Genomic DNA, 17,994 nt, shown 5'->3' on the forward strand with positions numbered 1-17,994 from the left:
CAGACAGCTCTATTCAGCCGCGCCGGACTTTGCCACCCGATTCCCGGATGCAGGTTCGTCCCGAATGCAGGTTCGCGGCGGCTATTTCGGCCGCGACACGATCTCGATCATCCTGCCCTCGTCGTCATCGGGCATCTCGGTCTTTGCCCGGGCGTAGGCCTCGACCGCGGCCTGCCCCAACAGCGGTGCTTCTGCAAGCAGGCTCTCGGCCAATTTCACCGCGTAGACCGCATCCTTGTAGCGGAGCGCCGATGTGAACGACGCGCCGGCGAAATCGCGCGCCACCATGCGCTTTGAATGCCGGATCACCTGCGGGCTCGCCACCGCACTGGTCGCCAAGGCTTCCGCCACGAGATTCATGTCGAGCCCGGCCTGCTCGGCCATGGCGACGCCTTCGGCGAGGCTCGCGATCTGCACCGCGCCCATCAGGTTGTTGATCAGCTTGAAGACAGTGCCGGTGCCGACCGCGCCGAAGTGCCTGACCACATCGCCGATCGGCGCGAGATACGGTTTTGCGGAATCGAGATCGGCCGCGTCAGCGCCGACCAGCAAAGTCAGCTTTCCGGCAGCCGCCGCTTGCGGCAGGCCAGTGACGGGACAATCGATATAGATCAGGCCGCGGCCGCGCAGTTCGCGCGCCATGTCGAGCGCGTGCTGGTGCGAGACGGTCGAGCATTCGATCGCGAGGCTGCCCGCCTTCATCGTTGCAGCCGCGCCGTCCTTGCCGAGCCAGACGGCACGCGACGCCGCGTCGTCGGCGACCATGGTCACGACGGCATCAGCGCCATCGGCAGCGTCCGCCGGAGATGAAGCCCAGCGTGCGCCGCGCGCGATCAGGTCTTCCGCCTTGGCCTTGCTGCGATTCCAGACTGCAACCGAAAAGCCTGCATCGAGGTAGCGGCCGACCATGCCATGGCCCATGCGGCCGAGCCCGATGAAGGCCACTTTGGTCATGGATTAATCCACATCCTCGACCGCGCCGGGCGTGGTGCCGAAGGCGCGCTGCGCCAGCGTCGCCGCCATGAACTCGTCCAGGTCGCCGTCGAGAACGCCTGATGTATCGGAGGTCTGCACGCCGGTGCGCAGGTCTTTCACCATCTGGTAGGGCTGCAGCACGTAGGAGCGGATCTGGTGGCCCCAGCCGATATCGGTCTTGGCGGCCTGATCGGCGGCGGCCTGTTCCTCGCGCCGCTTCAGTTCGATTTCATAGAGCCGCGCGCGCAGCATGTCCCAGGCCTGGGCGCGGTTCTTGTGCTGCGAACGGCCGGCCTGACAGACCACCGCGACGCCGGTCGGAATATGGGTCAGGCGTACCGCGGATTCGGTCTTGTTGACGTGCTGGCCGCCGGCGCCGCCCGAGCGCATGGTGTCGGTGCGCACGTCCGATTCCTTGATGTCGATCTTGATCGAGTCATCGACGACCGGAAAGATCGCCACGGAAGAAAACGAGGTGTGCCGCCGCGCGTTGGAATCGAACGGCGAGATCCGCACCAGGCGATGCACGCCCGCTTCGGTCTTCAGCCAGCCATAGGCATTGTGCCCGCTGATCTGGATGGTCGCAGATTTGATGCCGGCTTCTTCGCCGGGAGTCTCTTCGAGATACTCGATCTTGAAGCCGTGCTCCTCGGCCCAGCGCGTATACATGCGCAGCAGCATCGACGCCCAGTCCTGGCTTTCGGTGCCGCCGGCGCCGGCATGCACTTCGAGATAGGAATCGAACCGGTCGGCCTCGCCCGATAGCAGCGCTTCCAGCTCGCGGCGGGCGACTTCCTTCTTCAGGGCTTTTAGCGCGCCCTCCGCCTCGACCACCACGCCTTCATCGTTCTCGGCCTCGCCGAGCGCGATCATCTCGACATTGTCGTCAAGCTCGCGCTCGACCTTGCCGATGCCCTCGAGCGCGTCCACCAGCGAGGTGCGCTCCTGCATCAGCTTCTGGGCCTTCTGGGGATCGTTCCAGAGATTGGGATCTTCGGCGAGCTTGTTCAGCTCCGCGAGGCGAGCCGTGGATTTCTCGACGTCAAAGATGCCTCCTCAGCAGCCCGACTGACTGCTTGATCTCTTCAACGAGGCGTTCGATTTCGGCGCGCATGGTCTCTTCTGTCTGCGGCTGGAACCGCTACTGGATAGATGTTCAACGGGCCGGATGTAGCGGCGTATGCCGCAAAGCGCAATCGGCTCAGACCGATGAATTCGGGTTTTGTTGATACCAGCGGGCTACCAGAGCCCGCCGGGGCGCATGATATTGGTCGTGTCAGGCGGGATTCCCGGCTGCATCGGCACTCGCCCGTCGTCGGCGATGCCGACGACGGCGTAATTATCCGGCGGCGCGGTGCCCGGCTTGAACGCTTCCAGGATGATGCGGCCGCCCTCGCCTTGACCGGGGCGCATGCCGCTCTTGGCATCGATACGAACCAGCCTGATGCCGGCGGGAATCTTGAACGGGGTCGCTGGCTTGTCGGCGAGCGCGAGCTTCATGAAATCCTTGGCGATCGGCGCGGCGATACGGCCGCCCTGCGCGGACCTGCCGAGGCTGCGCGGCTTGTCATAACCAAGATAGAGACCGACGACGAGATCGGGCGAAAAGCCGACGAACCAGACGTCTTTGCCGTCGCTGGTAGTGCCGGTCTTGCCGGCGATCGGCTTGCCGACCTCGCGCAGGATTGTCGCCGTTCCACCCTGCACCACCCCCTCGAGCATCGAAGTGATCTGGTAGGCGGTCAACGAATCGAGCACCTGCTCCCGGCGGTCGACGAGCTGGGGCTCGGGCTGGTTCTTCCAGCCTTCCGGCGCGTCGCAACCGCGACACTCGCGCGCGTCATGTTTGAAAATCGTCCGTCCGTAGCGGTCCTGGATGCGGTCGATCAGCGTCGGCTTCACCCGCCGGCCGCCATTGGCGAACATCGAATACGCCGTGACCATCCGCATGACCGTGGTCTCGCCGGCACCCAGCGAATAGGAAAGATAGTTCGGCAATTCTTCGTAGACACCGAAGCGCTTGGCATATTCGCCGATCAGGGGCATACCGACATCCTGCGCCAGCCGCACCGTGACGGTGTTGAGCGACTGTTTCAAGGCATCGCGCAGCGTGATCGGACCCTTATAGCTGCCCACCGAAAAATTGTCCGGCCGCCAGACGCCGTTGCCCTGCCCCTGGTCGATCTCGATCGGCCCGTCGATCATGATCGACGCCGGCGTGTAGCCATTGTCAATCGCCGCCGAATAGACCAGCGGCTTGAACGTCGATCCCGGCTGCCGATAGGCCTGTGTCGCGCGATTGAACTGGCTCTGATCGAACGAGAAGCCGCCGACCATCGCGACCACGCGGCCGGTCAACGGGTCCATCGCGACCATGGCACCGGACACTTCGGGCAATTGCCGCAGGCGATACTGGCCCTCGACCACCTTGCCTTCCTTGTCGAACAGCGGATCGGCGTAGATCACGTCACCCGGCGACAGAATCTGCGAGACCGAAGCCGTCGCCGGTTTGCCGCGCGCCGCGGCCGGCTTCGCCCATCGGACACCGTCCAGCGTGATGAGACCGGTCTGCCGGTCCTTGGAGATCGCGCCGCCCAGTTCGCGGCCGGGCTGGAAACCGATACGGGCCGACTGGTCGGAAGTCTCCAGCACCACGGCCATCCGCCACGGCGAGATGTCGCTCAGCGATTTGACATCGGCGAGCTTCACGCCCCAATCGCCTGATATGTCGAGCTTGCTGATAGCTCCGCGCCAACCCTGCGCCTCGTCGAAATTCACGAGACCGGCGGCCACGGCCTTGCGCGCCATCACCTGCAGCTTCGGATCGAGCGTGGTGCGGACCGACAGGCCGCCTTCATAGAGCTTCTTTTCGCCGTAACGCTCGAAGATGTCGCGCCGGACCTCCTCGGCAAAATACTCGCCGGCAAAGGTATGCGCGGCGTTGGACCGGCTGGTCACGGCCAGCGGTTCCTTGCGCGCCTTGTCGGCGTCGGCCTGCTTGATCCAGCCGTTTTCCACCAGGCGGTCGATCACGTAATTGCGCCGCTCGACCGCGCGGTCGCGGTTGCGCACCGGATGCAGCTGGGCCGGCGCTTTCGGAAGCGCCGCGAGATAGGCGGCCTCCGCAACCGTGAGTTCGTTCACGGATTTGTCGAAATAGACCAGCGATGCGGCGGCGATGCCGTAGGCGCCGAGGCCGAGATAGATTTCATTGAGATAGAGTTCGAGGATGCGGTCCTTGGAATAGGCGCGCTCGATGCGCATCGCCAGCAGGGCTTCCTTGATCTTGCGTGTGAAGGAGACCTCGTTGGTCAAAAGGAAGTTCTTCGCGACCTGCTGGGTGATCGTGGAGGCGCCCTGCGGCCGGCGGTTGGAGCCAAGGTTCTGCGCATACACCACGGCGGCGCGCGCCATGCCCGTGAAGTCGATGCCGCCGTGCTCGTAAAAATTCTTGTCCTCGGCCGCGAGGAACGCGTTGGTGACGAGTTTTGGCATCGCCTGGATCGGCAGATAGAGACGCCGCTCCTTGGAATACTCGCCGAGCAGCGCGCCGTCCGAGGCATGCACGCGCGTCATCACCGGCGGCTCGTAATCCTGAAGCTGCGAATAGTCCGGCAAGTCCCTGGAGAAATGCCAGATCGCGCCCGCGACACCGGCCACGCCGACCAGGAACACGACAGTCCCGGCGGTAAACAGAAAACCCAAAAACCGGACCAGAAAACGCATTACCGAAGTTCCATTCCAACCTTGGCGCCGTAGCAGTCAGCGCTTGTCCTCATGTCCATCGGACATTTCCTCTCCCGCGACCCGGATCGCAGAGATCCGCGGGATCCAAGCATGTTTATAACGCGATGTCCGAAGATGCGCCTTGAGGTTGTGAACACGTCGTGCGGATCAGTAAAGCCCGCCGGTTCCCGGACGCATGATATTGCCGGAGTCGGGCTGGTACCCTTGCTGATACCCTTGCGGGTATCCTTGCTGCGGCATCCGACCGTCCGCATCGGCCACGCCGATGACCGAGTAGTTATCCGGCGGCGCGGTGCCCGGCTTGAAGGCTTCGAGAAGGCCGCCACTGCCCGGACCGGCGCGCATGCCGCTCTTGGGGTCGACGCGGACGAGCTTGATGCCGGCGGGCACCTTGAAGGGTATAGCGGGCTTGTCGGCGAGCGCGAGCTTCAGGAAGTCCTTGGCGATCGGTGCGGCCAGATGACCGCCGGTCATGCCGCGGCCGAGATTGCGCGGCTTGTCGAAACCGACATAGATGCCGACCACGAGGTCCGGCGAGAAGCCGATGAACCAGGCGTCCTTTTCATCGTTGGTGGTGCCGGTCTTGCCGGCGATCGGCTTGCCGACTTCCTTGACCACCGTCGCGGTGCCGGCCTGCACCACATATTCCATCATCGAGGTGATCTGATATGCGGTCATCGGATCGAGCACCTGCTCGCGGCGGTCCACGAGCTGCGGCTCGGCCTGATTCTTCCAGCCACCGGGCGCGTCGCAACCGCGGCATTCGCGGGCGTCATGCTTGAAGATGGTGTGGCCGTAGCGGTCCTGAATGCGATCGATCAGCGTCGGCTTCACGCGGCGGCCGCCATTGGCGAACATCGAATAGGCCGTAACCATCCGCATGACCGTGGTTTCGCCGGCGCCGAGTGCATAGGACAGATAGTTCGGCAGTTCGTCGTAGACGCCGAAACGCTTGGAATACTCGCCGATCAAGGGCATGCCGATGTCCTGGGCCAGCCGCACCGTCACCGTATTCAGCGAATTCCGCAGCGCGTTGCGCAGCGTGACCGGTCCCTGGTATTTTCCCGACGAATAGTTTTCCGGGCGCCAGACACCGACGCCCTGTCCCTGATCGATTTCAATGGGCGCGTCGACGACGACCGTCGACGGGGTGTAGCCGTTGTCCATTGCCGCCGAATACACCAGCGGCTTGAAGGACGAACCCGGCTGCCGATAGGCCTGGGTCGCGCGGTTGAACTGGCTCTGATCGAACGAGAAGCCGCCGACCATCGCCAGCACGCGGCCGGTCCACGGATCCATGGCAACCATCGCGCCCGAAACTTCCGGCAACTGGCGCAGCCGAAACTGGCCTTCGACCGGCTTGCCCTCTTTGTCGAACAGCGGATCAGCATAGATCACGTCGCCGGCCGCCAGAACTTGCGCCACCGAGGTCGGTGTCCTGCCCTTTGCGGGACCTGATGCGGCCTTCGCCCACCGCACGCCATCGAGCGTGACGATGCCGGTCTGCCTGACCTTGCTAATGGCGCCGCCGAGCTCGCGGCCCGGCTGGAAACCGATCCGCGCCGACTGGTCGGACGTCTCTAGCACCACGGCCATCCGCCACGGCGCAATGTCGCCCAGCGATTTGATGTCGGCGAGCTTCACGCCCCAGTCGCCGGAAATATCCAGCTTGGACGGTGCGCCGCGCCAGCCGCTCGCCTCGTCATATTTGACGAGACCGGCGACCATGGCCTTGCGCGCCATCACCTGCATCTTCGGATCGAGCGTAGCACGGACGGACAATCCGCCTTCGTACAGCTTCTTTTCGCCGTAGCGCTCGAAAATGTCGCGTCGGACTTCCTCGGCGAAATACTCGCCGGCGAAGATATGCGCGCCGTTGCCGCGGCTGGTGACGTTGAGCGCTTCCTTGCGGGCCTTGTCGGCGTCGGCCTGCTTGATCCAGCCGTTTTCCAGCAGGCGATCGACCACGTAATTGCGCCGCTCGACCGCGCGATCGCGATTGCGAACCGGGTGCAGTACCGCGGGAGCCTTGGGCAGCGCCGCCAGATAGGAGGCTTCCGCGATCGTGAGTTCGTTCACGGATTTGTCGAAATAGACCAGCGATGCGGCCGCGATGCCGTAGGCACCAAGACCGAGATAGATTTCATTGAGATAGAGCTCGAGGATGCGGTCCTTCGAATAGGCGCGCTCGATGCGCATCGCCAGCAAGGCTTCCTTGATCTTGCGCGTGAACGACACTTCATTGGTCAGAAGGAAGTTCTTGGCAACCTGCTGGGTAATCGTCGAGGCACCCTGCGGACGCTTGTTGGAGCCAAAGTTCTGCGCATACAGGACGGCCGCGCGCGCCATGCCGGTGAAGTCGATGCCGCCGTGCTCGTAGAAGTTCTTGTCCTCGGCCGCGAGGAAGGCGTTGATGACGAGCTTCGGCACCGCCTGAATCGGCAGATAGAGGCGGCGCTCCTTGGAATATTCGCCGAGCAGCGCACCGTCGGACGCGTGCACGCGCGTCATCACCGGAGGCTCGTAATCCTGAAGCTGTGAGTAGTCAGGCAGGTCCTTGGAGAAATGCCAGATCGCGCCCGCGACGCCGGCCACGCCGACCAGGAACACGACAGTCCCGGCGGCGAACAGGAAACCCAAAAACCGGACCAGAAAGCGCATTGTCGAAGTTCCGTTCCAACCTGTGCGCCGAAATCTGCGGCGTCTATCCCAATACGGCAATCCCACCGAACGAGTTGCCGCCACGCGGTCGAACAATAGAGGGTCCGGCGGACAATATTGACCGATTCCGAAGACCAGCAGTCGATTTTCTATACCGTTGCCGCTGTGGCCAAACTAGGGCTTGGGCCACCGGACGGCACGCTTTTCAGCCTGCGCCTACGCAATGCGCACTGAACTTTTCACTTGCCCGGTCCGGCAGTTGCCAGCCGTTTGGCTAAAAACGCATCAATTGCCTGCGCCATCGCCCCGACCGTCCGGTTCCGCCAGTTTTCGGACACCAGACGCTCAAGGTCGCCCTTGTTCGAGACGTAGCCGAGCTCGACCAGGACAGAGGGCACGTCGGGGGCCTTCAGGACCCGGAAGCCGGCCGATTTCAGCGGATGCTTGTGCATCCGCACCGTGGTCTTCATTTCGCCCATCAGGATCCGCGCGAACCGGTTTGAAAAGGTTTTGGTCTCCCGTTGCACCAAGTCGATCAGGATGTCGGCGACTTCGGTCGGCTCGTCGGCGAGACTGACCCCGCCGATCGCGTCCGACTTGTTTTCAGTGTCCGCGAGCCGCTCGGCTTCGGAGTCGGTGGCCTTATCGGAGAGCGTATAGATCGTGGCGCCCTGGGCGTCGCCCTCGCCACGACGCAGGGCGTCGGCGTGGATCGAAACGAACAGCGCCGCCGACTCGTTGCGCGCGATCTTCACGCGGTCGCCGAGCGGAATGAAGGTGTCGTCCGTCCGGGTCATGACGACGCGATACTTGCCCGACTTCTCGATCCGATCGCGCAGCGCGAGGCCAAAGCCGAGCACCAGATTCTTTTCCATGATGTCGCCGCCGCCGGCCTCGGTGCCGTTATCGACGCCGCCATGGCCGGGATCGATCACGACCACCGGCCTTTTGTCCGGCGGCGACGGAGGCGCGGCTGGCGCTTCCGCCCGCGCAGCGGCGGCGTTGGCCTCGGCGATCGCAGGCCGCAGTTCGGGGCGGCTTTCGGGCGCCAGCGACTGTACAAAGGCGGTGCGGTCGACCTCTTCGAATTCGAGCACCAGCCGCGGCGGCTGGCCGTTGGCCGCCTCCAGCACATAGGATTTGGCGATCTTGGCAGGTCCCGTCAGGTCGAACACAATCCGCGATCCGCCCGGCATGACGAGACCGTAGCGGAACGCCTTGACCAATCCCCGTCCCGCGACACCGACTCCGGCCGGAAGCTGGAAACTGACTTGGGGAAGATCGACGATCACGCGATAGGGGTCCGCCAGGGCAAAGGCCCGAAACTGGACCGGCTTGTCGAGATCGAGGATGAAGCGGGTCTGTTTGGTATCGCCGGCCAGGCGAGCGTCCGACGCGATCGGGAAATTCGATGCCGCCGCCGGGCTCGGAATGGCGGCCGGTCCTTGATAAAGCGGCGTTTGATAGGCGGGTGCTTGATAAACCTGTGCCTGGGCCGCGCTGGGGCCGGCCATTTGGGTGCGCAGCAATGCTGCGGCGCACAATAGACCACATCCCAGCAAAACAAGGTGATTTGCGCGGCTCGCCAACGATTCGGTGCCTCCGGAGGAGCCCTCCCTTACCGCATTAGAACCGCAGGGTTAATCAGACCTTAAGGTCGAATCTGTGAAAAGGAGCGAGTGTTGCCGCGCTGCGACGCCCGGCGGCTGGTTCCTTTTTGTGCCTTCGTTGCGCTTCCCTTGCACGCAGCCGCCAATCCACGTATGTACGAGGTGCTGACGGCTAATACTCCCGGTTGTGTCGCGTTCAGCCTCCCGGTGCAGCGCTGGAGCCTTCCAAGTCGAAGGAACCTGCGTCTTTCCCGATCCCTCCACAGCCAGCGCCGCGCGCGGCTGACACGGAGTGGCGGTTTCGAGCCCGAGCGGCGTCCGGTCCCAGGTACCTTTTCCAGGGACGGTTTGAGACACGGCAAAACTGATTATCCGGACCCCAAACGGTCCGATATGCGATGGCCGGCGGGCGTTTAGGCGCCGAACCGGGCCTTCAGCGATAAATGCGGCGGTATCCTTTTCCGCCAACATGTTTAGACGGGCCGACGCTTGATGCGCCAGACTGTGTTGCCGACCAGGATCCACGGAACGATCGCGCCGACGCGAGGCGAAAGCTTCGCACGTCGCCTCGCTCCGGTGGCTCCCCGTTCGGCGCGGCGCCAAGAAGTGCGTTTTGGCCTTCCCCTCACCCCCGAATCAGGTGGACCGTCGCGTCACCGGGCCGCGCAATTTGCGCGCGCCATGCACCGCGCCCGCCGCCGTCAAGAGTTCAAAAATGCCCAACAAGATGTTGATCGACGCCACCCACCCGGAAGAGACCCGGGTCGTTGTGGTCCGCGGCAACCGCGTCGAAGAGTTTGATTTCGAGACCGCCCAGCGCAAGCAACTGCGCGGCAATATCTACCTCGCCAAGGTCACGCGCGTAGAACCGTCGCTGCAGGCGGCGTTCATCGAATATGGCGGCAACCGCCACGGCTTCCTCGCCTTCAGCGAAATCCATCCGGACTACTACCAGATCCCGGTCGCCGATCGTCAGGCGCTGATCGAGGCCGACGAGCGCGCCCATCGCGAGGCCGAGGAAGAGAGCGAGAACCGCTCCTCTAGCCGCCACCGTGGCCGCTCGCGCCACCGCAATGCGCGCCGACGCGGCCATGGCGACCGTGTCCAGAGCGGCGTCGTCGAGAACGCCGGCCAGGATCCCTCGCAGGCGGCCCAGCCCTATGAAGGCGAGGCGCATCAGCACGAAGGCGCGTATGCCGGCGAAGTGCATCCGCACGACGCTGAACATCACGATGAGCATCATGAGGACACGGCGCATCACGACCATGATGCGCATGAGACGCATGGTCACGATCAAGACCATTCGCACGATCACGATCCTCAGCACGACCACGAACGTCACCACGATCACGATGCGCAAGGTCCTGACACTCGGACAGATGCCGCAAGCGAAGCACCGGTCGCGGAATTGGAATCCGGCGTGCCCGCCGTGGCGCCGGTCGAGGCGGCCGCCCCTGAGGCGACGGCCGAACCCGCTCACGACGAACACGCGCATGATGAGCATCATGACGAGGAACGGGCGCGCGAAAACGCGGCCCATGCCGACGACGCGCCGCATATCGAGCACGCCGGTGAAGGCTACGCCGTTGCTTCTCCCGACGAACTCGCCCCGGCCTCCGAACGCGACGACGGCCATGACGATGAGGACGACGCCGAGGACGCCGAAGAGGAAGTCGTCGAATCCGTCGGTGGCGACGACGTGCTGGAGGAAGTTCCGGAACGCCCGTTCCGCCCGCGCCGCCAGTACAAGATCCAGGAAGTCATCAAGCGCCGCCAGGTGATGCTGGTTCAGGTCGTCAAGGAAGAGCGCGGCAACAAGGGCGCCGCGCTGACGACCTACCTGTCGCTGGCCGGCCGCTATGCCGTGCTGATGCCCAACACCGCCCGCGGCGGCGGCATCAGCCGCAAGATCACCTCGGCCCAGGACCGTTCGCGGCTGAAGGAAGTGGTGCAGGACCTCGACGTGCCCGAGGGCATGGGGATCATCCTGCGCACTGCCGGCGCCTCGCGGACCAAGCCCGAGATCAAGCGCGACTTCGAATATCTGATCCGGATGTGGGAAACCGTGCGCGACATGACGCTGAAGTCGCAGGCCCCCACCCTCGTCTATGAAGAAGGCTCGCTGATCAAGCGCTCGCTGCGCGACCTCTACAACAAGGAAATCGACGAAATCCAGGTCGCGGGCGAATCCGGCTACCAGGAAGCGCGCGACTTCATGAAGATGCTGATGCCCTCGAACGTGCGGGCAGTGCGGCAATATCGCGATGGCCAGCCGCTGTTCTCGCGGATGGGCGTCGAGAGCCAGTTAGATGCGATGTTCTCGCCGACCGTGCAGCTCCGTTCCGGCGGCTACATCGTCATCAACCAGACCGAAGCGCTGGTCTCGATCGACGTCAACTCCGGCCGCTCGACCCGCGAACACCACATCGAGGACACCGCGCTCAAGACCAATCTGGAGGCGGCCGAGGAAGTCGCGCGACAATTACGCCTGCGCGATCTCGCAGGCCTCATCGTCATCGACTTCATCGACATGGACGAGAAGCGCAACAACCGCGCCGTCGAGCGCAAGCTGTCCGACTGCCTGCGGCAGGATCGCGCGCGCATCCAGGTCGGACGCATCTCGCATTTCGGCCTGCTGGAAATGTCGCGCCAGCGCATCCGCGCCAGCGTGCTGGAGAGTTCGACCGAGCCCTGCGCGGTTTGCGGCGGCAGCGGTCATGTGCGCTCGGTCTCGTCGGTCGCGCTGCAATTGCTGCGCGGCATCGAGGAAATCCTGATGAAAGGCGCGACCCACAATCTGGTGGTGCGCACCCGCACCGACGTCGCGCTCTATGTGCTCAATCACAAGCGCGGCCATCTGCGCGACCTCGAAAATGCCTTCAAGGTGTCGCTCGCGGTGAGCGCCGATCCAACCGTTGCCGGCCAGCAGTCGTACGTCATCGACCGCGGCGAGCAGGTGCATACGCTGGAAGCCGCCAAGGCGTTGCTGGCGGCGCAGGCCACCGCCTTCCCGCCGCAGGTCGAGGAAGCCTATGACGACGACGAGGCGTTCGACATCGAAGCCGAATCCGAGATCGAAACCGACGAGACCGAGGGGCTGACCGAGGATGCCGCCGAAGCCGCAGTGGGCGAAGGCGAAGGAGACGGTCACCGCCGCAAGCGGCGCCGGCGCCGACGCGGCCGTGGCGAGCCCCGTGAAGGCGGCGCCCCGCGCGAGGACAGTGACGCGGTGCGCGTCGCGGGCGAGGCCGTCGAAGGCGTGACCGCCGAGGACGGCGAAGCCGACGAGGACGAAGGTGATGAACAGCCCGGCATGGCCCGCGGCGATCAGCCTGCCGGTGGCGAGCGGCGCCCGCGCCGTCGCGGCCGTCGCGGCGGACGCCGCCGGCGTGGTGCCGAGCTGGAAGATGGCTTGGCCGGATCGATCGCGGACGAACTCGCGCCGACCTCGGCTCCCGAAGTGACCAGCGCGGTTGCCGATTTCGACGGCGGCGCGTCCGAGCCCGCGCCATCGCTGGCGCAGGCTGACTTTCAGCCCGAACCAGTCTCGCAGCCGGCGGAGATGCAGCCCGCGGCCTACGCCCAGCCCGAGCCGGTCGAGAGCGCACCTGCACCATCAGCTGAAGAAACCACGCAAGAGGCCGAGCGGGCCGCGGCGCGGCGGCGTTCGACGGTGCGCGAGAAAGTCAGCTTCGTGAGCAGCGCTCCGGTCGAACCGGCGCCCTCCTCCGTCAGCCAGAGCGCGCCGGAGCCGTTCGAGTCTCCCGCGCCTGCTCCGACCACCGAGCCGGCGCCGGCCACATCGGACGAGGGCGCGCCACGCAAGGCGGGCTGGTGGTCACGGCGCTTCGGCAGCGGCGAGTAAGGCTCAAACCAAAAAAGAAAACCGCCCGGCCAAAACCGGGCGGTTTTTATTTGCATCGAGCTGATCGCTAGAGCGCCGTTCCGATGGATTCGGAACGCCGCTCTAGATTTTGATTTGACGCGTTTTCTTGACGCGAACCGGTCCCCACGTCGCTGGAAACGTCCTATCCCGTCGTGAGCGCCGTCTCCACGTCGGACGGATCAACCTGCTTGTTCAGATTGGCGTGCAGCTTGTCCTTGTCGAGCTCGCCCTCCCACCACGACACCACCACGCAGGCCACGCCGTTGCCGCACAGATTGGTCAGTGCACGGCACTCGCTCATGAACTTGTCGATGCCGAGCAGGATGGCCATGCCTGGCACCAGCCGCGGATCGACCACGGCCAGCGTCGCCGCCAGCGTGATGAAGCCGGCACCGGTGATGCCGGTGGCGCCCTTCGAGGTCAGCATCGCGACCAGGAGGATGGTCAGTTGCTGGCCGAACGTCAGATCGAAGCCAAGCGCCTGCGCGATGAACAGGGTCGCCAGCGTCATGTAGATGTTGGTGCCGTCGAGGTTGAACGAGTAGCCGGTCGGCACCACGAGGCCCACGACCGACTTGGAGCAGCCGAGCCGTTCGAGCTTTTCCATCAAGGACGGCAGCGCGCTTTCCGAGGACGACGTGCCGAGCACGATGAGGAGCTCGTCCTTGATGTAGGCCAGGAACTTGAAGATCGAAAAACCGACGATCCGCGCGACGATGCCGAGCACCACGAACACGAACAGCGCGGCAGTGACATAGAAGGTCGCGATCAGCCCGATCAGGTTCAGGATCGCGCCGGTCCCGAACTTGCCGATCGTGAACGCCATTGCGCCGAACGCGCCGATCGGGGCGGCCTTCATCACGATGGCGATGACGCCGAACACCGCGTGCGCCGCATCGTCGATAAAGGCGCGGATCGTGTGGCCGCGCTCGCCGAGGCCCATCAACGCAAACCCGAACAGGATCGAGAACAGCAGCACCTGGAGGATTTCGCCCTGCGCGAAGGCGCCGACGACCGTATCGGGAATGATGTGCAGGAAGAAATCGACGCTCTTTTGCGCCTCGGCCTGCTTGGCAAAGCCGGCGACGGCTTGCGCATTCGCCATGCCGCCGCCGAAACCCGCGCCCGGCTTGACCAGATTGCCGACGAGCAGACCGATCACCAGCGCAAAGGTCGAGATGACCTCGAAATAGACCAGCGCCTTGACGCCGATCCGGCCAACCTTCTTGGCATCTTGTATATGCGCTATGCCGGATACCACGGTGCAGAAGATGATCGGCGCGATCACCATCTTGATCAGCTTGATGAAGCCGTCGCCGAGCGCCTTGATCCAGTCGTTGGTCGCCAGCGCGGGCCACAGCCAGCCGAACAGCGCGCCGAGCACGATCGCTATCAAGACTTGAACGTAAAGAACGCGGTACCAGGGCTTTGCCGCACTTGCCGGCGCTTCGGTCGCAATTGTTGCCGCCATGACGCTTACTCCTCCCTCAGCGGTCGCGGACTGGTCGCACCTGCGCCAATCCGTCGCACACAGCCAAAATCCTTTGGGCGAGCGGAGTCAATGGTGTTGGCAGACGCGACTGCTTAGCCGCGCGGGTCGAAAATCCTCCGGATCGCCGGCACGAGGGCAGCGCCGAGCGCATTCTTGATCAAGGACGCCGCGATGAATGGCGCAATGCCGACCAGCCACGCCTTTTCAACGCCGAGCTTCATGCCGAACGCAAGCCAACCAAATCCGGCGGCGAGAATGAGAATGTGTCCCAGCGCCATCGCAACGAACAGCCGGAGCACTGATCGGTCCCAGCCGCGCTCGCTCAGCCATCCCGTCACGAAGGCCGCCGCCACGAAGCCGAAGAGATATCCGGCCGTCGGACCGATCAACGGTGCAAGGCCGCCGACCGGGCCTGCGAATACCGGAAATCCAATAGCCCCCTCGGCCAGATAGGCCATGAGCGTAACGCTGCCGAGCCGCCAGCCATAGGCCGCGCCGATCACCAGCACAACCAGCGTCTGCAACGTCATCGGCACATAGGGCAACGGCAGATTGACCTTGGCCGACAAGGTCAGCAGCGCCGTCCCCAGCGCGACCAGGATCACGCTGCGCAACAGACCCGACGATCCATCGGCACGATGCGGCCACAGCAGGGCGGCAAGCGGGAAATGCGATGGCGCGGCGGTTTCAGGCATGGTTCTGGCGGACACGGATGGCTCCCCGATTGATTTTAGGTACGTATGATTTGGATGATGGTGACCGGTCGGTGCTAACCGAGCCACTGCGCGATGCGCGTCACCGCTTCACGCATCTCGTCGGCCGAGCGCGCGTAGGAGAAGCGAATGAAGCTGCGGCCGTGGATCGGATCGAAGTCGACGCCCGGCGTCGCCGCCACATGCGCCTTCTCCAGCATGCGGCCGGCAAATTCGAAACTGTCGGAGGTGAAATCCGATACATCAGCGTAGAGGTAGAACGCGCCATCGGCAGGCAGGAACCTGGTGAGGCCGGCCTTCGGCAGTCCCTCGATCAGGATGCGGCGGTTTTCCTGATAGCCGCGCTTGATCGCCTCCATCTCCGCAGCGCCTTCGAATGCCGCTTCGGCCGCGATCTGCGACAGCGTCGGCACCGAGATCGACAGGTTCTGCTGCAGCCGTTCGATCGGCCGCACCAGAGGCTCCGGCACCACCATCCAGCCGACCCGCCAGCCGGTCATGCAGAAATATTTCGAGAACGAATTGATCACGAGCGCATCCGGCGAAAGCTCCGCCGCCGTCACCGCCGGAAACGCATAGTCGAGGCCATGATAGATCTCGTCGGAGATGAAGCGGATGCCGGCGCCTTCCGCCGCATGGATCAGGCCGGTGAGCGCCTCGCGCGATATCATCGTTCCCGTCGGATTGGCGGGGCTGCCGACCAGCACGCCCTTCAACGGCGCCTTGCGATGCGCGGCCAGCAAGGCCTCGCCCGTCAACGCATGACGCGTCGCGCTCGATGTCTCGATCAGCACCGGCTCGCAGCCGAGCGCCGTCAGGATGTGCCGGTACGGCGGATAGCCCGGCACCGTGACCGCCACGCGATCACCCGGCTCGAACATCGACAGGAACGCCAGAATGAAACCGCCGGACGAGCCGGTCGTGATCACAATGCGTTCGGGATCGACCGCGCAGCCGTAAGTATCGCGGTAGTGTTTTGCGATCCGCGTGCGCAGCGTGGGAATGCCGAGCGCGGAGGTGTAATCGATCCGCGCCGCATCGAGCGCGGCATGCGCGGACGCAATCGCGACCTTGGGGGCTGACGCCGCCGGCTGTCCCACTTCCATGTGAATAACGTGGCCGCCGGTCGCCTCGATGCGGGCCGCGGCCGCCATCACGTCCATCACCATGAAGGGCGGAACATCGCTCCGCGCCGACGGAGTCAACAGGGTTTTCACGCGGTCTCTAAGTGTCGATTCCAGCATCGATATCTGCTATTTGCACGGGCGGCTCCGAATTCGGGTTCCCGAACCGGTTACCGCCCCAGACTGGCCGTATTCGGTGGCTTGTTATAGCGTTTTGACGCGAAGTGATACCGGTTCACATCAACAAACACGTTGAAACAACAGACTGGGACCTGTTTCTGATCTAATCAGAACCGAACTGCCCTCGGACCACAACCGGGCCTCGCAAATCGCCAAAGATCGCTCATGCTGCTCCGCATCGCCTTACGCAAGAAGCCACTGAAACTGACCGCGCTGATGACGGCCGCAGCGCTCGCCGCCGCACCAATGGCGGCTGTGGCGCAGGAGAACAAGGGTCCGCCGGTGCTCCGTGACACCGAGACGGAGCAGCTGCTGCGCGAATACACGCGGCCGATCCTGCGCGCCTCCGGCCTGGAAAAACAAAACATCCAGATGGTGATCATCAACCAGGGCGTCTTCAACGCCTTCGTTGCCGACGGCCGCCGCATCTTCGTGAACTATGGCGCGATCATGCAGTCGGAGACGCCGAACCAGATCATCGGCGTGATGGCGCACGAAACCGGCCACCTCGCCGGCGGCCATCTCGCCAAGATGCGCGAGCAGATGGCGCAGGCCCAGACCCAGATGATCATCGCCATGCTGCTCGGCGCCGGCGCGATGGTGGCGGGCGCGCAAGGCGGCGGCGGCAACAGTGGCCTGGCGAATGCCGGCGCGGCAATGTTCTCCGCGCCGGGAGAAATGATCCGCCGCAACCTGCTGTCCTACGTGCGTCAGCAGGAGGAAAACGCCGACAAGGCCGGCGTGAAGTTTCTGGCCGCCACCGGCCAGTCCGCCCGGGGCATGTACGAGACCTTCAAGCGCTTCACCGACGAAAGCCTGTTCGCGGCACGCGGCTCGGACCCCTACGTTCAGTCGCATCCGATGCCGGCCCAGCGCGTCGCCGCGCTGGAAGAACTGGCAAGGTCGAGCCCTTATTGGGACAAGAAGGACGACCCTGCCCTGCAGCTGCGCCACGACATGGTGCGCGCCAAGATCTCGGCCTTCATGGAGCGGCAGGAGACCGTGTACCGGCGCTATCCGCTGTCCAACAACAGCCTGCCCTCCCGCTATGCCCACGCTATCTCGACCTATCTGCACGGCGACCTGCGCAGCGCGCTCACCCAGATTGATGCCCTGATCCAGCAGCAGCCCAACAATCCCTATTTCCACGAAGTGCGTGGCCAGGCATTGCTGGAGGGCGGCAAGCCGCAGGAGGCGATCGCGCCGCTGCGCAGGGCGGTCGCGCTCTCCAACAACTCCCCGCTCATCGAGATGCTGCTTGGGCAGGCCCTCGTCGCAACCGGCAACAATGCCTACACCGACGAGGCGATCGCCATCCTGCGCGCGGCGGTGGCACGCGAGAGTGAAGCGCCGATCGGCTACATGCAGCTCGCGATGGCCTATGGCCGCAAGGGCGACTACGCGCAGGCCGATCTGGCGTCGGCCCAGGCCGCCTACCTCCGCGGCGACAACAAGACGGCGCGCGATCTTGCATCGCGCGCGAAAACGCGCTTCGCGATCGGGACGCCGGGATGGGTCAAGGCTGACGACATTGTGAGCGCCAAGCCGCTGCCGGGCCAGAAGAGCAACTAGAATTAAGCCGCGTTCGGCTATAATCGGACTTGAT

At 64.3% G+C, this 17,994-nt stretch carries 10 protein-coding genes; 2 read left to right on the forward strand and 8 right to left on the reverse strand.

What is annotated here, in order from left to right:
* Window positions 1–81 precede the first annotated feature (81 nt).
* From C7G61_RS31355 to C7G61_RS31375, 5 genes are all read right to left on the reverse strand, one after another.
* Window positions 82–954, reverse strand: a complete 873-nt coding sequence (locus C7G61_RS31355) for an NAD(P)-dependent oxidoreductase (protein WP_108521178.1) — start codon at window positions 952–954, stop codon at window positions 82–84.
* 3 nt (window positions 955–957) lie between these two features.
* Window positions 958–2,089 (reverse strand): peptide chain release factor 2 gene (gene prfB, locus C7G61_RS31360; protein ID WP_108521180.1). Its coding sequence is split into 2 segments (ribosomal slippage): window positions 958–2,019 and window positions 2,021–2,089, totalling 1,131 coding nucleotides; the frame shifts between segments, so codons are not numbered across the junction.
* A gap of 125 nt (window positions 2,090–2,214) precedes the next feature.
* Complete coding sequence (locus C7G61_RS31365) at window positions 2,215–4,701, reverse strand: penicillin-binding protein 1A (RefSeq protein WP_108521182.1); 2,487 nt, start codon at window positions 4,699–4,701, stop codon at window positions 2,215–2,217.
* Between the two features lie 168 nt (window positions 4,702–4,869).
* A complete protein-coding gene (locus C7G61_RS31370; protein ID WP_108521184.1) occupies window positions 4,870–7,383 on the reverse strand; it encodes a penicillin-binding protein 1A in 2,514 nt (837 codons plus the stop codon).
* A gap of 239 nt (window positions 7,384–7,622) precedes the next feature.
* Complete coding sequence (locus C7G61_RS31375) at window positions 7,623–8,972, reverse strand: N-acetylmuramoyl-L-alanine amidase (RefSeq protein WP_108521186.1); 1,350 nt, start codon at window positions 8,970–8,972, stop codon at window positions 7,623–7,625.
* Window positions 8,973–9,708: 736 nt separating this feature from the next.
* Between C7G61_RS31375 and C7G61_RS31380 the strand changes: the two genes are divergently transcribed.
* The gene (locus tag C7G61_RS31380) at window positions 9,709–12,858 is read left to right on the forward strand and encodes an Rne/Rng family ribonuclease (protein WP_108521294.1); all 3,150 of its coding nucleotides are present in this window, start codon (window positions 9,709–9,711) and stop codon (window positions 12,856–12,858) included.
* 163 nt (window positions 12,859–13,021) lie between these two features.
* Here C7G61_RS31380 and C7G61_RS31385 read toward each other — a convergent pair whose 3' ends face one another.
* From C7G61_RS31385 to C7G61_RS31395, 3 genes are all read right to left on the reverse strand, one after another.
* Window positions 13,022–14,350: a dicarboxylate/amino acid:cation symporter gene (locus C7G61_RS31385; RefSeq protein ID WP_108521188.1), complete on the reverse strand. Its 1,329-nt coding sequence runs from the start codon at window positions 14,348–14,350 to the stop codon at window positions 13,022–13,024.
* Window positions 14,351–14,463: 113 nt separating this feature from the next.
* The gene (locus C7G61_RS31390; protein ID WP_420836807.1) at window positions 14,464–15,081 is read right to left on the reverse strand and encodes a biotin transporter BioY; all 618 of its coding nucleotides are present in this window, start codon (window positions 15,079–15,081) and stop codon (window positions 14,464–14,466) included.
* A 59-nt stretch (window positions 15,082–15,140) separates the two neighbouring features.
* Window positions 15,141–16,328, reverse strand: a complete 1,188-nt coding sequence (locus tag C7G61_RS31395) for a pyridoxal phosphate-dependent aminotransferase (protein ID WP_108521191.1) — start codon at window positions 16,326–16,328, stop codon at window positions 15,141–15,143.
* A 225-nt stretch (window positions 16,329–16,553) separates the two neighbouring features.
* On the opposite strand from C7G61_RS31395, the gene C7G61_RS31400 reads away from it, so the two are divergent.
* Window positions 16,554–17,960: a M48 family metalloprotease gene (locus C7G61_RS31400; protein WP_108521193.1), complete on the forward strand. Its 1,407-nt coding sequence runs from the start codon at window positions 16,554–16,556 to the stop codon at window positions 17,958–17,960.
* The last annotated feature ends 34 nt before the right edge of the window (window positions 17,961–17,994 follow it).

The organism is Bradyrhizobium algeriense, from assembly GCF_003062295.1.
Lineage (GTDB): Bacteria > Pseudomonadota > Alphaproteobacteria > Rhizobiales > Xanthobacteraceae > Bradyrhizobium > Bradyrhizobium algeriense.

Bases quoted from the DNA above. Each gene is read 5' to 3' on its own strand.
- C7G61_RS31370 (WP_108521184.1), bottom strand. From the start codon at position 7,383: ATGCGCTTTCTGGTCCGGTTTTTGGGTTTCCTGTTCGCCGCCGGGACT.
- C7G61_RS31380 (WP_108521294.1), top strand. From the start codon at position 9,709: ATGCCCAACAAGATGTTGATCGACGCCACCCACCCGGAAGAGACCCGG.
- C7G61_RS31395 (WP_108521191.1), bottom strand. From the start codon at position 16,328: ATGCTGGAATCGACACTTAGAGACCGCGTGAAAACCCTGTTGACTCCG.
- C7G61_RS31365 (WP_108521182.1), bottom strand. From the start codon at position 4,701: ATGCGTTTTCTGGTCCGGTTTTTGGGTTTTCTGTTTACCGCCGGGACT.
- C7G61_RS31385 (WP_108521188.1), bottom strand. From the start codon at position 14,350: ATGGCGGCAACAATTGCGACCGAAGCGCCGGCAAGTGCGGCAAAGCCC.
- C7G61_RS31355 (WP_108521178.1), bottom strand. From the start codon at position 954: ATGACCAAAGTGGCCTTCATCGGGCTCGGCCGCATGGGCCATGGCATG.
- C7G61_RS31400 (WP_108521193.1), top strand. From the start codon at position 16,554: ATGCTGCTCCGCATCGCCTTACGCAAGAAGCCACTGAAACTGACCGCG.